Here is a 13,927-nt window from a genome sequence, read left to right on the forward strand (position 1 = left end):
CGCATGGACTTCTCACTGGACTCCACCCAGACCGAATTGCGCGATTCGCTGCGCCGCTACCTGACGGCCGAAGTCGCGCCCATCGTCAACCGCTACGAAGCCGAAGGCCTCGTAGTGCCGCAGGACATGGTCCGCGCCATGCGCGACTTCGGCCTGCTGGGCGGCATGCTGCAGGAAAAGGACGGCGGCTACGGCCTGCCGATGACGACCTACGGCATGCTGATAGCCGAACTGGCGCGGGTCTGGCCTTCGCTGCGCAGCATCGTCAGCACCAGCAATCTCTCGGCCTCGGTGCTGAGCGACGGCGGCTCGCCCTACCTCAAGGAAAAGTACCTGCCGCGCGTCCTGTCGGGCGACGCGATCGCCAGCTTTGCGCTGAGCGAACCCAATATCGGCTCCGACGCCGCCAACGTGGAAACCCGCGCGGTCGAAACCGCTGGCGGCTGGCGCGTCAACGGCCGCAAGCTCTACATCAGCCTGGGCACGGTGTGCGAGCTGGGCGTGGTGTTCGTGCAGACCCAGCGCCAGAGCGGCGAGCGCGGCGTTTCGTGCCTGCTGTTCGAGCGCGCCATGCCGGGCTTCTCGTCCAGCCCGATCCACAAGATGGGCATGCTGAGCTGCCCGTTGGGCGAGCTGCTGTTCGAGGACGTGGACATCCCCGCAGCCAACCTGATCGGCACCGAAGGCAAGGGCTTCGCGCTGGCCAAGAAATACCTCAACATCGGCCGCTGCGTGGTCGCGTTCTCGGCCCTGGGCATCGCCGAGGCGGCCTATGAGGCGGCGGTAAAATACGCCGGCGACCGGGTCCAGTTCGGCCGGCCCATCGGCGGTTTCCAGCTGGTCCAGCATATGATCGCCGACATGATGACGCTGGTCGAAACCTCGCGCCTGCTGTGCTGGCGCGCCGCCGACGCGCTGGACCGCAACGCCGCCGACAGCCAGATGCTATGTTCGATGGCCAAGCGCCATGCCACCGACGCCGTGCTGCGCGTGGCCGAGATGTCCATGCAGGTGCATGGCGGCGCCGGCTACACCACGCTGTTCCCGGTTGAGCGTCACTACCGCGACGCCCGCCACCTGAGCATTGCCGAAGGCACCAACCAGATCCAGGCCCTACTCATGGCGCAAAGCGTACTAGGCATATCCGCGTTGAAATGACCGACTACGCCAAGGCCCGGGCCGGCTCACCACCCCACTCCGACATCCTATGCCGCAAATTCTCCCTACCGCGCAACGCGTGCTGCAAGTCTTCGAAGTCTATGCGCGGGAACGCCGTCCCCTGACGAACTCGGAAATGGCGCGCTTTCTAGACTTGGCCGACAGCAGCTGCTCCGACCTGCTCTACACGCTGCGCCAGGCGGGCTACCTGTTGCGCACGCCGAAGTCGCGCTACTTCCATCCGACCGGCCGGCTGCTCGACGTGGCCCAGGGCATCTCGGCGGCCGACCCGCTGCAGGCCTTCGCGTCCGAAGCGCTGGAAATCCTGACGCGCCAGTCCGGCGAGTCCTCGATGTGCGGCCTGCTGGACGGCAACAAGGTGAAGATCTACGCCAGCCAGGAGAGTCCGCGCGCCTTGCGCTACGTGGTGCAGCCCGGCACCACCTTCGACCTGCAGGTCGCGGCGCTGGGCAAGGCCCTGCTGGGCGAAATGGACGCGGCGGAACGCAACGCGCTGATCGACTCGCTGCCGTACGAGCACGTCACGGCCAGCAGCATTACCGACCCCGCCACCTTGCGCTCGCAGATCGAATCGCAGCTGGCCAAGCACTATTTCAACAGCCGCGACGAAGGCAACGAAGGCGTGTCGGCGGTCGGCATCGCGGGACGCGTGGGAGGCCAGCTGACGGCCCTGTCCATCGTCGGCCCGACCCACCGCATGGACGCCAACATGGAAAAGTATGTCCAGATCATCCTGGACGCGCGCGCCGAATTCTTCGATTCCTGAAGCAACGCAATCATGGAGTGACGATAGACATGGCTGGTCCTCTGAGCGGATTGACGGTGGTGGAGATGGCCGGGATAGGACCCGGTCCCTTCTGCGCCATGATGTTGGCGGACATGGGCGCGGACGTGATCCGCATCGACAGGCTAACCCCGGGCTTTCTGGGCGGAGGCGGCACCATCATCGACCGGGGCCGGCGCACGATCGCGCTGGACCTCAAGAAGCCAGGGGCGACCGACGTCGTGCTGCGGCTGCTGGACAAGGCGGACGCCCTGCTCGAAGGGTTCCGCCCGGGCGTGATGGAACGGCTGGGCCTGGGGCCCGACGCCTGCCTCGCGCGCAATCCGCGGCTGGTGTATGGCCGCATGACGGGCTGGGGCCAGGACGGCCCGCTGGCCCAGGCGGCCGGCCACGACCTGAACTACATCGCCATCACCGGTGCCTTGCACGCCATGGGACACGCCGAGCTGCCGCCCGCGCCGCCGCTGCACCTGGTCGGCGACATGGGCGGCGGCGCCATGATGCTGGCCTTCGGCGTGCTTTGCGGCCTGCTCGAAGCCGGCCGCACGGGTCAGGGCCAGGTCGTCGACGCCGCCATCTGCGACGGCGCCTCCATGCTGGCCAGCGCCTATCACGGCAAGCTGCAAAGCGGCGACTGGGTCAACCGGCGCCAGTCCAACATGCTGGACGGCGGCGCCCACTTCTACGGCTGCTATGCCTGCGCGGACGGCAAGTACGTTTCCATCGGCGCGATCGAACCGCAGTTCTACCGCTTGCTGCTGGAGCGCTGCGGCATCGACGACCCGGACTTCCAGCAACAATGGGAGCGCGCGCAATGGCCCCAGCTGCGCGCCAAGCTGGCGGGCATCATCGCCGGCAAGACCCGCGACCAATGGTGCGCGCTGCTCGAAGGCACGGACGCCTGCTTCGCGCCGGTGCTGGACTTCGAGGAGGCCCCGCGCCATCCGCACCATCAGGCGCGCGGCAGCTTCATCGAGACCGGCGGCACCGTGCACCCGGCGCCCGCGCCGCGCTTTTCGCGCACGCCCGGGCAGGCCCGCCCCGTACCCGCGCCCGGCGAGCACACCGAGGCCCTGCTGGCGGAACTGGGCTTGGCGCAGGCCGAGATCCAGGCCTTGCGCGAACACGGCGCCATCGCCTGACACGCCGCGGCAGCTTGCGGCCGGGCCGGGACTTCCGCGCCCCGGCCATCCCTGGAAGGCAGACATGGAGACCGATCCGATGCAAGTCATCTCTAGCGAGTTCAAGACCCTGCTGTATGCCGTGGAAGGCGGCGTCGCCACCATCACCCTCAACCGTCCCGCCCAGCGCAACGCGCTGGATATGGTCATGCGCGAGGAACTGGCGCATCTGGTGGGCGAGATCCGGCGCGACCGCGGCGTGCGCGTGGTGATCCTGGCGGGCGCCGGCGGCGCCTTCTGCTCCGGCGGCGACATCTCCACCATGGGCTCCGGCGGCTCGGCCGAGGAAGCGCGCGAGCGCATGGCCAGCCTGCTCCTGACGATCGAGGGCCTGATCACGCTGGACCGCCCGGTCATCGCGGCGGTCGACGGCGCGGCCTATGGCGCCGGGCTGGGCCTGGCGCTGACCGCAGACCTGATCCTGGCCTCGCCGCGCGCGCGCTTCTGCCTGTCGTTCCTGCGGCTGGGGGCCATCCCCGACTGCGCCACGATGTACACCCTGCCGCGCATGGTCGGCCTGCAGCGCGCCAAGGAGCTGGCCTTCTCCACCCGCGAATTCCAGGCGCAGGAAGCCCTGGACATGGGCATCGTGTTCGAGATCCAGCCGCAGGAGCTGATCCACGAGCGGGCCCGCCAGATCGCGCTATCCATGGCCGAACTGCCCATGGCGGCGCTGGCGATCACCAAGCGCGGTTTCAACGCCTCGCTGAACAGCGACCTGAACGCCATGCTGGACCTGGAGGCAGCGGGCCAGGGCGTGGCCCGTTCTTCCGACTACCACCGCGAGGCCGCCGGACGCTTTCTCGACAAGGCGGCGCAGCGCTTCCAATGGCCAGCGGATGCCAGATAGCCCATGGCCCGCCTGATCGATTTCTTCGAGCGCGGCCTGCGGATGTCGGCAGAAGCGCCCTGCTTCGCCGAACCCGGCGGCCGGGTGCTGGACTACGGCACGGTGGCCGACATCTCGCACCGCATCGCCAACGGCCTGCATGCCGCCGGCATTGGCCCCGGCGATAAGGTGGGCCTGCTCAGCCCCAATCATCTGCTGACCTTCGTGGCGGTGCTGGGCATCGTCCGGTCCCGCGGCGTCTGGCTGCCCGTCAACGCGCGCAACAGCATCGAGGAAAACCTGCACGTGCTGGCGCGCGGACATTGCGCCTTCCTGTTCCTGCACGGCAGCTTCGCCGGCGACCTGGACCAGATCCGCGCGGCGCTGCCGGACCTGAAGGGCCTGGTCTTCATCGACGGACCGCAGGAGCAGGCGCCGGGACTGGAGGAATGGGCCGCCATCCAAAGCGCCGCGCCGGTCGAATCGGAGGCAAGCGCCGACGAGGTGGTGGCGATCCGCGGCACCGGCGGCACCACTGGCCTGCCCAAGGGCGTGCTCGTCACGCACCGCATGTACGCCACCCTGCTCGCCAACTGGTTCGCCGCCATGCCGGTGCGCGAAACGCCCGTGCACCTGGTGGTGGCGCCGCTGACCCACGCGGCCGGCATGGTGGCCTTCGCCACCCTGGCCTACGGCGGCGTCAACATCGTCCTGCCATCGGCGCGGCCGGAAGCGATCCTGGAAGCCATCGAACGGCATCGCGTGACCCAGCTGTTCTGCCCGCCGACCGTCATCTACCGCCTGCTGGCCCACTCCGACGCGCGCCGCCGGCGCTACGACTCGCTGCGCTACTTCGTCTATTCCGCCGCGCCCATGTCGGCAGCGAAGCTGGAACTAGCGCTGGAAGTGTTCGGCCCGGTCATGGTGCAGTGCTACGGCCAGGCGGAAGCGCCCTTCACCTGCACCAGCATGACGGCCGAAGACCATATCGCCGCCATGCAACCGGGCGCCGGGCACCGGCTGGCCAGCTGCGGGCGCGCCGCGCCCTTCGCGCGCGTCGAGGTCATGGATCCGCAGGGCCGGCTGCTCGGCGCGGACGAGCGCGGCGAAATCGTGGTGCGGGGCGACCTGGTCATGCCCGGCTACTACAACAATCCCGAGGGCACGGCCCAGGCCCTGCGCGATGGCTGGCTGCACACCGGAGACGTGGGCTACCGCGACGTGGACGGCTTTTTCTACATCGTCGACCGCATGAAGGACCTGATCATCTCGGGCGGCTTCAACATATCGCCGGGCAAAATCGAGCAGGTGCTGTGGGCGCATCCGCTGGTCAACGATTGCGCCGTGATCGGCGTGCCCGACGAAGACTGGGGCGAGGCCGTCAAGGCCATCGTCGAACTGAAGCCCGGCGCCGCATGGAGCGAGGAACAGGCCATCGCCTATTGCCGCTCGCGGCTGGACGGCATGAAGACGCCCAAGTCGGTGGAGTTCCGCGATGAACTGCCGCGCAGCCAGGTGGGCAAGGTCCTGAAGCAGCAACTGCGCGAACCCTATTGGGCGGGCCGCGACCGGCGCGTGTAGGGCCGCGCCAGCCGCTAGCCCTGGGCGCGGACGCTGGCCCGCCGCGCCAGCGTGCAGTAGTAGTCGGCGGCCGGCGTCAGCGGCAGGCCGGCCCGCTGCACGATGCAGACCGGCGGCGCCGGCAGGGGTTCCTTGACGCGGATCTCCTGGAATACGCCTTGCAGCAAGGGATACCGCAGCCACTGCACCGGCAGCATCATCAGCAGGTCGGAATTGCTCAAGGCGGTGATGAAGGTCAGCGCGGACTGGGCCTTCAGGGCCAGATGCGGCGGCGGCAAGCCGTGCTTCTCGAACAGGGGGCCTAGCTCCTCTTCGGCCTTGTGCGTGATGGACGTCGTGATCCATTGCGCATCGGCCAGGTCGCGCAGCGAACGGGCGCGCGCCAGCGGATGGCCCTTGCGGCCGATGATCACCCTCGTGTTGTCGAAGAGCTTTTCCACCTGCAGCTCCCCCGGCGTGCGGGCGGGCACCGGCCCGATGTAGAAGTCCACGGTGCCATCCAGCAGCGATGCCTCCACCAGCGGATACACCCCATCGATGATCTCCAGGTGGGTGTCCGGATAGCGCGCCCGGAACGCCTGCAGGACCTCGGCGAACAGGCCCAGGTGCGGCGCCGTGGACATGCAGAGCGTGACCCGTCCGCGGGACTCGCCGTTCAGTTGGCCGATCTCGTCGCGCGCGCGCTGCAATTCATGGCGTATGGCATTGGCCCGCCTGAGGAACACGGCGCCCATGGGCGTCAGGCGCACGCCGCGGGCGTGCCGTTCCAGCAGCACGCAGCCCAGTTCCTTTTCCAGTTCGCGGATGCTGCGGGAAATCGCCGGCTGGGGCACGTCCAGGTGGCGCGCGGCCGCCCTGACGCCGCCGCGCTCCGCCACCGCCAGGAAATCCCGCAAGGTGTTCAGCTTCATGGAAGTAGCGATTCAATTCTGGTATCAGTAAGCTAATTTTGCCATCTTTCGGCATCAGCGACATCGGCCTAGGATGCGTCCAGAGCCTGCATCGATAGCGGGCGGACGAGGAGACCGAAGGTGGACAAGCGAGCATCGCCCCGCGTGCTGATCGTGGGCGCCGGACCGGCAGGGCTGAGCCTGGCGATCGAACTGGGGCACAGGAAGATTCCGTGCCTGCTCATCGAACGCAATGACCGCGTGGGCTACGCGCCCCGCGCCAAGACGACCAATGTGCGCACGCGCGAACACCTGCGCCGCTGGGGCATCGCGGACCGCCTGCGCGCCGCCTCGCCGCTGGGCGCCTACTACCCCTCCAACGTGGTGTTCTGCACTCGCCTTGCCGGCTTTGAACTCGGGCGCCACGAAAACGCCATGTATTGCGCGCCCGGCAGGAATCCGCTCTATTCCGAGCATGCGCAATGGATACCCCAGTACACGGTGGAAGAAGTGCTGCGCTCGCACGCGGTCTCCCTGCCCGGCGTGGAGATCCGCTTCCGCACCGAACTGCTGGACCTGGCGCAGGACGCAAACGGCGTGCGCGCCCGGCTGCGGGACCTGGAGTCGGGCCGCGACACCGAAATCGCGGTGGACTACCTGGTCGGCGCCGACGGCGCGCGCAGCCTGGTGCGGGACCTGATAGGCACGCGCATGGAAGGCAAGCATGGCCTGTCCCGCAACTACAACATCGTGTTCCGCGCCCCCGGCCTGGCCCAGGCCCACCGGCATGGGCCCGCCATCATGTACTGGCAGGTCAACGGCGACGCGCCCAGCCTGATCGGGCCGATGGACAGCGGCGACACCTGGTTCTTCATGCCCACCCATGTGGATCCGAATCTGCGCGCGGGCGAGATCGATGCGCGCGCCCTGATCGCCCGCGCCACCGGCATAGACCTGCCTTATGAGGTGCTCAGCAGCGACGAATGGACCGCCAGCAAGCTGCTGGGCAACCGCTACCGGGAGGGCCGAGTCTTCCTGGCGGGCGACGCCTGCCATCTGCACCCGCCCTTCGGCGGTTACGGCATGAACATGGGCGTGGCCGACAGCGTCGACCTGGGATGGAAACTGGCCGCCGTGCTGCAGGGCTGGGGCGGTCCCGCCCTGCTGGACAGCTACGAGCAGGAACGCCGGCCGGTGCACCAGTGGGTGCTGGACGAGGCTGAGCACAATCATTCGATACTCGGCAACCATCTGCTGGCCGAGCATCTGGAAGACGCCGGCGCCGCGGGCGAGCAGGCGCGCCGGGAGACGGGCGCGCGCATCCGCGCCGCCAAGATGCGCGAGTTCTCGACCCTGGGCGTGGTGCTGGGCTATCGCTACGACGACTCGCCCATCGTCGTGCCGGACGGCAGCCCCGAACCCGCCAGGGACTTCATCAACTACACGCCGTCGTCGCGTCCCGGCGCGCTGGCGCCGCACGCCTGGCTGCACGACGGCAGTTCGCTCTATGACCATTTCGGCCAGGGCTACACGCTGCTGGTTTCGCCGGCGGCGGCTGGCGCGGATGCCAAGGCGGCCCTGTCCGCGGCCCGGACCGCGGGCGTGCCGCTGACGCTGATCCAGCCAGCCGAAGGCGGAGTGGCCAACCTCTACCCCGCCCCCTACACCCTGATCCGGCCGGATCAGCACGTGGCCTGGCGCGGCAGCGCCGCGCCGGACGCCAAGTTGTACGCCCGGGTGGCCGGGCGCCATTGAAACCAGCCGGCATTGAAACCAGCTGCCATTGAAACCAGCAACGACGGCGCGCGGCAAGGCGCCATTCCGATTCAAATCCAGAGAGATCCGCCAGCAAGGCGGACGACGGGAGACCTACCATGACACGCAGCCCTGACCCGACGCACGCCGAACAGGCCGTCGCCGGCTTTCGCAACCGCGTACTGCCTTTGCTGTTCGCCGGATACCTGCTCAACTTCCTCGACCGCACCAACATCAGCTATGCGCAGTTGCAGATGGGCGCCGACCTGGGCATTTCCCTGGCCGCCTACGGCTTCGGCGCGGGCCTGTTCTTCATCGGCTATGCCAGCGTGTGCGTGCCCGCCAACCTGGCACTGCAGCGCTTTGGCATCAGGCGCTGGCTGGCCTGCATGTTCCTGGCCTGGGGCCTGGTCTCATGCCTGATGGCCGCGCTGCATGGCGAAAAATCGTTCTACGTGCTGCGCTTCCTGCTGGGCGTGACGGAGGGCGGCTTCATCCCCGCCGTCAACTTCTACATCGCGTCCTGGATTCCGCCGCGCTATCGCAGCCGGATCAACTCGATCTTCATCATGGCGCTGCCGCTGGCCATGATCTTCGGCGGCCCGCTGGCCGGCGCGCTGCTCAAGATCGATGCCGGCATGCCGGGCTGGCGCTGGCTGTTCCTGATCGAAGGCCTGCCCACCATGCTGCTCGGCCTGCTGATCCTGCGCTACCTGCCCGGCACGCCGGAAGAGGCGCGCTGGCTCAACGATGACCAGCGCCAGGCCCTGCGCGCCGTCATGCAGAGCGAAGCCCCGCCCCGCCCGGCGGACGCAAAAGGCTCCTGGACGCATGGCTTCGCCGTGTTCCGCCAGCCCATGCTGTGGGGCATCCTGCTGATCCTGCTGGCCGCCTACGCCGCAACTTTCGCGCTGGCCTACTTCCTGCCCACCATCCTCAAGAAGCTCTACGGCATCACGCCGCTGGAGATCGGCGCCCTGCTGATGATTCCCAACGTGGTGGCGCTGGTGTTCAGCTACGTGATCGGGCGCAGCAGCGAACGCACGGGCGACATCCGCTGGCACCTGGCCGCCGTCTGCCTGACGGGAGCCTGCGGATTCCTGCTGCTGCACGGCGCGGCGACGGTGTCCCTGGCGGCGTTCCTGGCGGTGGTTTCCATCATCACCGGCTACACCATCGCCTATTACGGTCCGCTCAATGCCGCGGTGCAGAACTACATTGGCGCCAACGCCGGCCCGCTGGCGCTGGTTACGACCATAGGCTCGCTGGGCGGCTTCTTCGGCCCGACCCTGACGGGCGCCGTCATGCAGGCCAGCGGCGGCGAATGGCAGCTTGCGGCCCAGGTGTTCGGCGGCGCGACGCTGGCAAGCGCGGTCCTCGCGGTGCTGTGCGTACGCAACCGCCGCCAGGAGCCCGCGCCGCGCGTCGCGGCATCGAACACCTGAATCCGGATCAATCACCCTAGCGAGCCAGACATGAACACGAATACTCAAACCAAGGTCGCCGTCGTCACCGGCGGCGCAAGCGGAATCGGCCAGGAATGCGCGCGGCAACTGCGCGCCGAAGGCTGGCAGGTCGTGGTGTGGGATCGCACGGCGGCCGATGGCGCCGTGGCCGTCGACGTCTCCGACTACGCCAGCGTGGCCGGCGCGGCAGCCCGGCTGGACGGCGTCGACCTGCTGATCAACGCCGCCGGCATCGCCGGCAGCCGCGCCCCGGTCGCGGAAAAGGACCCGGCGGAATGGTCGCAGGTCCTGGCCGTCAATCTCAACGGCACTTTCCATTGCGCGCATGCGCTTTACCCGGGCCTGCGCGCCCGCGGCGGCGTCATCGTCAACATCGCCTCGGTGGCCGGCATGGTCATGATGAAGGGCCGCGCGCACTATGCGGTGTCGAAAGCCGGCGTGGCGACGCTGACGCGCTCCCTTGCCAACGAATGGGCGGAAGACGGCATCCGCGTCATCGCGGTGGCGCCGGGCTACGTCAAGACGCCGCTGATCCAGCGCTCCATCGACGCCGGCGAACTGGACGAGGCGCGGCTGGCCGCCATGCACCCCATGAACCGGCTGGCCACCACCCAGGAAATCGCGGCCGCGATCATCGCGCTCACCCGGCCGCCCTTCCTTTTCATGACCGGCTCGGTCGTCACCATCGACGGAGGCATGACCCTGGGCAAGTAGGCCGGGGCTTCGCCCGAAAGCAACAAAACGTCCCTTGTTTTCCAAAAATGCCGCATGTGCGACATAATTTGTCGCATATTACGATTACTTTCAATACATAATCTACGCAAGAAAATGCCACCACCGGCGTAGGGGGCCCGTTCTTGCGATGAAGATTCTCTCCATATTCGGGACCCGTCCCGAAGCGATCAAGATGGCGCCCCTGGTGGCTGCGCTGCAGAACGAACCGCTGGTCCAAAGCGTCGTCTGCGTGACAGGCCAGCACCGCGAGATGCTGGACCAGGTGATGGCCCTGTTCGGTTTGCAGGCGCAGCACGACCTGGACATCATGGTCCCCAACCAGACGCTCAACGGCCTGTATGCCCGGCTGATCAGCCGGGTGGACAGCGTGCTGGAGGCGGAGCAGCCCGATTGCGTGCTGGTCCATGGCGATACCAGCACCGCGTCGGCCTGCGCGCTGGCCTCGTTCCACCGCCGCGTGCGCATCGGCCATGTCGAAGCCGGCCTGCGCACCGGCAACCTGGCCCAGCCCTTCCCCGAGGAAATGAACCGGCGCGTGGTCGACGCGGTGGGCGACTGGCTTTCGCGCCCACGGCGGAATCACGCGGCAATCTGCTGCGCGAGAACCTTCAGGGGCGAATCACGGTCACAGGCAATACCGTGATCGATGCGCTGGCCATGACCTGCTCCAAACTCGCCCCCGACGGCGCGCTCGCGCAGCAGCTGGCTGCACGCTATGACTGGCTGGACCCGCAGCGCCGGCTGCTGCTGGTCACCGGGCACCGGCGCGAGAGCTTCGGCGACGGCTTCAGGAATATCTGCGCGGCGCTGGCCGAACTGGCGCGGCGCGAGGACCTGCAGATCGTCTATCCCGTGCACCTGAATCCGCAAGTGCGCAACGTGGTCATGACGCAACTGGACGGCCTGTCGCGCGTGCACCTGATCGCCCCGCTGGACTACTTGGACTTCGTCTGGTTCATGCAGCGCGCTTATCTGATCCTGACCGATTCCGGCGGGGTGCAGGAAGAGGCGCCCTACCTGGGCAAGCCGGTGCTGGTGATGCGCGACGTCACCGAACGGCCGGAGGCCGTGCAGGCTGGCACCGTGACGCTGGTCGGCACCGATACGCAGCGCATCCTGGCCGAAGTGAACCGCCTGCTCGACCAGCCCGAACTGCACGCCTCGTTCTCGCGGCGCATCAATCCCTATGGCGACGGCCTGGCCAGCCAGCGCATCGTCGATGCCCTCTGCGGCCGGCCCGTATCCGAGTTTTCCCCCCAAGTACCGGGAGCGGCCCGCTAAGCCGCCCCATGCATCCCCCCGGAGTATCCATGCCCCATGCCCCGCACACCTCCGCCGCCCGCGCCCTTTGCCGTGCCTTGATGGCCGCCGGGCTGCTGCTCCCCCTGGGAGCGATGGCCAGTCCCGCGGGCGACGGCCTGCGGCGCTTGCTGGGCGACGACTGGGTCACGCGCGACACCAGCCTGGAAGACCTGGGCATCCGCGAACCCGTCGTGCTGAGCAATAGCGATGCGCGCCAGGAGTTCTACCTGCCGGTGCCGCGCGGCGTGCCGATAGCCGACGCCACCCTGAATTTCGACGCCCGCTACATCAAGGGCGAGCCGGGCCGCGCCAGCATGGTGCTGTGGGTGGACGGCGTGCCACAGACCGCGCAGCGCATCGCCGACGGCGAGGGCTCCGCGACGCGCAAGCTGAACGTGGAGCCCCGCATCCGCGAGACCGGCTTCCTGCGCCTGGCGGTGGACTGGCAATCGGAGATCGCGCTGCGCCAGTGCGAGAGCAACCGCGCCACCGCCAATGCCTTGATGATCTCGCCGCAAACGCGGCTGAGCTACCGCTACGACGCGTCGGCCATCAACAGCCTGGACGAGGCCTGGAGCACGCTGCCCGGCAAGCCGGTGCTGATGGTGGCGGGCGCCAAGCTCGACCAGCAGGCGTTCGACAGCGCCTGGCGCATGGGCGTGGCGATGGAACGCAACGGCAAGCGGGTCACGGTCAAGTCCTTCCCAGCGGTGGGCGACGAGATCGACACCCGCGGTCTGCAAGCGCCCAACGGACTCGGCCAGGTGCCCGCGTTCGCGGCGCTGGCGGGCGGCGACAAGCACAAGCTGGCCAGCCCCGCCGAGATCGGCGCCCTGCTGGTCATGGGCGCCCCGGCCGTCAGCGGCGACGTGGTGATCGCGGACGCCGCGCTGCGCGCCCGCTACAACGAAGCGCTGGACGCCTTGCAGGCGCAGCTGGCGCAGGACGCCGACGCCGCCGACGCCTTCAAGACCTGGCGCCAGCGGCGCATGCCGTTGGCGGGCCAGGACCTGCAATCCAAGGAAATCCGCCTGGCGCCGCTGGGCCGCCAAGCCGTGATCGCGGTGGCCGCCGATGCCGGCGCGCAGGGCGCGGGCGCCTTCGACGCCGCCTGGCGCCGCATCCTGGTCACGCGCCAGGCGCAGGTCAAGGCGGCCGAGCCGCCGCAGCCGCTGGCCGACGGCGGCTTGCGGCTGACGGCGCTGGGCGGTTCATCCGCCAGCTTCGACGTGGTCGCGCGCGGCGACTGGAACGCCAACTTCGCGCTGGCCGCCGTGTCCTCGGACGGCAACATGCCGGACGAGCTGGTCATGGACCTGGCCGCCGCGCCCGGCGCCTCGGCCACCCGCCCGGTCGCCTCGGTGTTCTGGAACGGCATCCTGCTGGCGGCCAAGCAGATGGACGCCAACGGCCAACCCGAACGCCTGACGGCGCGCGTGCCCGGCTATGCCCTGGGCCTGAACAACGCGGTGCGCGTCACGTTCCAGCGCCAGCCGGTATCGGTGGACTGCAACGAGATCCCACAGGGCTATCCGGTGAACGTGCTGCCCACCAGCTACGTCAAGCCCGGCCGCGCGGAGCCGGACGGCACCTTCGTCGGGCTGCTGCCGCTGCTGGCGGGCAAGCCCCAGCTGCTCATCCCCGACACCTACCTCGCCGATGCACCGGCCAATCTGCAGCGTGTGATCGGCATCGCCGCGGCCAGCGGCCTGTCGGCCACCCGCGCCACGCTGTCGCTCACCCCGGCAGGCCAGGCGGCCACGCCCGGCAGTCCCTTCGTGGCGATGGAAGTGGCGCTGGACGGCGCCAAGCCCATGGTCAAGGTCACCGACCGCAAGCAGCTGACGGTGAACGGCAAAAGCGCGCCCTGGCTGGATATCTCCGGCCTGGACAAGCTGAGCACCGCCGAGGTCGTGCGCGCGGGCGGGCAGGACGGCCTGCTGTGGCACACGCTGGGCCAGCAGCCCGTCATTCCGGAAACGCCCTTCGTGCTGAACCGCGGCAACATCGCCATCATCGGCGCGGCGGGGCCGCTGGCCTGGATCGACAGCGCCAATCCCGCCGCCGGCCAGCCGCCGGGCGCAGGCGCAAGTGCCTTCTTCGAATGGCGCCACTACCTGTCGTGGAGCGTGCCGGCGCTGAGCGTGGGCCTGCTGGTCCTGCTCCTGATCCTGATCGCCGCCTTGCGGGTCAGCCGCAGGAAGAACAAGGACAACAAGTAACCC

The 13,927-nt window shown here is 68.6% G+C and carries 10 protein-coding genes and 1 pseudogene; 10 read left to right on the top strand and 1 reads right to left on the bottom strand.

Translation table 11 applies throughout. The features are described from left to right. Positions 1–3 precede the first annotated feature (3 nt). The 5 genes from HWY37_RS09590 to HWY37_RS09610 all read left to right on the top strand — a co-directional run bounded on the left by HWY37_RS09590 (position 4) and on the right by HWY37_RS09610 (position 5,554). Complete coding sequence (locus tag HWY37_RS09590) at positions 4–1,158, top strand: acyl-CoA dehydrogenase family protein (RefSeq protein ID WP_175206384.1); 1,155 nt, start codon at positions 4–6, stop codon at positions 1,156–1,158. Between the two features lie 49 nt (positions 1,159–1,207). Further along, complete coding sequence (locus tag HWY37_RS09595) at positions 1,208–1,945, top strand: IclR family transcriptional regulator (protein ID WP_175206383.1); 738 nt, start codon at positions 1,208–1,210, stop codon at positions 1,943–1,945. A gap of 29 nt (positions 1,946–1,974) precedes the next feature. Continuing rightward, positions 1,975–3,105, top strand: coding sequence for a CaiB/BaiF CoA transferase family protein (locus HWY37_RS09600; RefSeq protein WP_175206382.1), 1,131 nt, complete (start codon positions 1,975–1,977; stop codon positions 3,103–3,105). A 64-nt stretch (positions 3,106–3,169) separates the two neighbouring features. Next, positions 3,170–3,994, top strand: coding sequence for an enoyl-CoA hydratase/isomerase family protein (locus tag HWY37_RS09605; protein ID WP_175206381.1), 825 nt, complete (start codon positions 3,170–3,172; stop codon positions 3,992–3,994). Positions 3,995–3,997: 3 nt separating this feature from the next. Continuing rightward, on the top strand, positions 3,998–5,554 hold the full coding sequence (locus HWY37_RS09610; RefSeq protein ID WP_176088525.1) for a class I adenylate-forming enzyme family protein: 1,557 nt from the start codon (positions 3,998–4,000) through the stop codon (positions 5,552–5,554). Between the two features lie 14 nt (positions 5,555–5,568). Here the strand turns inward: HWY37_RS09610 and HWY37_RS09615 are convergent, their stop codons facing one another. Further along, positions 5,569–6,465: a LysR family transcriptional regulator gene (locus tag HWY37_RS09615; RefSeq protein ID WP_176088526.1), complete on the bottom strand. Its 897-nt coding sequence runs from the start codon at positions 6,463–6,465 to the stop codon at positions 5,569–5,571. A 120-nt stretch (positions 6,466–6,585) separates the two neighbouring features. On the opposite strand from HWY37_RS09615, the gene HWY37_RS09620 reads away from it, so the two are divergent. The 5 genes and pseudogenes from HWY37_RS09620 (at position 6,586) to HWY37_RS09640 (ending at position 13,924) form a co-directional block, all read left to right on the top strand. Then, the gene (locus tag HWY37_RS09620; protein ID WP_246302250.1) at positions 6,586–8,199 is read left to right on the top strand and encodes an FAD-dependent monooxygenase; all 1,614 of its coding nucleotides are present in this window, start codon (positions 6,586–6,588) and stop codon (positions 8,197–8,199) included. Positions 8,200–8,318: 119 nt separating this feature from the next. Next, positions 8,319–9,644, top strand: a complete 1,326-nt coding sequence (locus HWY37_RS09625) for an MFS transporter (RefSeq protein ID WP_176088527.1) — start codon at positions 8,319–8,321, stop codon at positions 9,642–9,644. Positions 9,645–9,674: 30 nt separating this feature from the next. Next, the gene (locus tag HWY37_RS09630) at positions 9,675–10,379 is read left to right on the top strand and encodes an SDR family NAD(P)-dependent oxidoreductase (RefSeq protein WP_176088528.1); all 705 of its coding nucleotides are present in this window, start codon (positions 9,675–9,677) and stop codon (positions 10,377–10,379) included. A gap of 148 nt (positions 10,380–10,527) precedes the next feature. After that, a pseudogene (gene wecB, locus HWY37_RS09635) lies at positions 10,528–11,681 on the top strand (non-hydrolyzing UDP-N-acetylglucosamine 2-epimerase). A gap of 29 nt (positions 11,682–11,710) precedes the next feature. After that, positions 11,711–13,924, top strand: coding sequence for a cellulose biosynthesis cyclic di-GMP-binding regulatory protein BcsB (locus HWY37_RS09640; RefSeq protein ID WP_176088529.1), 2,214 nt, complete (start codon positions 11,711–11,713; stop codon positions 13,922–13,924). The last annotated feature ends 3 nt before the right edge of the window (positions 13,925–13,927 follow it).

Origin of the sequence: Achromobacter anxifer (genome assembly GCF_903652925.1) — a bacterium.
Taxonomy (GTDB): domain Bacteria; phylum Pseudomonadota; class Gammaproteobacteria; order Burkholderiales; family Burkholderiaceae_B; genus Achromobacter; species Achromobacter anxifer.

Excerpts from the sequence above, each read along its gene's own strand:
- HWY37_RS09590 (WP_175206384.1), top strand. The coding sequence starts at position 4 with ATGGACTTCTCACTGGACTCCACCCAGACCGAATTGCGCGATTCGCTG.
- HWY37_RS09595 (WP_175206383.1), top strand. The coding sequence starts at position 1,208 with ATGCCGCAAATTCTCCCTACCGCGCAACGCGTGCTGCAAGTCTTCGAA.
- HWY37_RS09600 (WP_175206382.1), top strand. The coding sequence starts at position 1,975 with ATGGCTGGTCCTCTGAGCGGATTGACGGTGGTGGAGATGGCCGGGATA.
- HWY37_RS09605 (WP_175206381.1), top strand. The coding sequence starts at position 3,170 with ATGGAGACCGATCCGATGCAAGTCATCTCTAGCGAGTTCAAGACCCTG.
- HWY37_RS09610 (WP_176088525.1), top strand. The coding sequence starts at position 3,998 with ATGGCCCGCCTGATCGATTTCTTCGAGCGCGGCCTGCGGATGTCGGCA.
- HWY37_RS09615 (WP_176088526.1), bottom strand. The coding sequence starts at position 6,465 with ATGAAGCTGAACACCTTGCGGGATTTCCTGGCGGTGGCGGAGCGCGGC.
- HWY37_RS09625 (WP_176088527.1), top strand. The coding sequence starts at position 8,319 with ATGACACGCAGCCCTGACCCGACGCACGCCGAACAGGCCGTCGCCGGC.
- HWY37_RS09630 (WP_176088528.1), top strand. The coding sequence starts at position 9,675 with ATGAACACGAATACTCAAACCAAGGTCGCCGTCGTCACCGGCGGCGCA.
- HWY37_RS09640 (WP_176088529.1), top strand. The coding sequence starts at position 11,711 with ATGCCCCATGCCCCGCACACCTCCGCCGCCCGCGCCCTTTGCCGTGCC.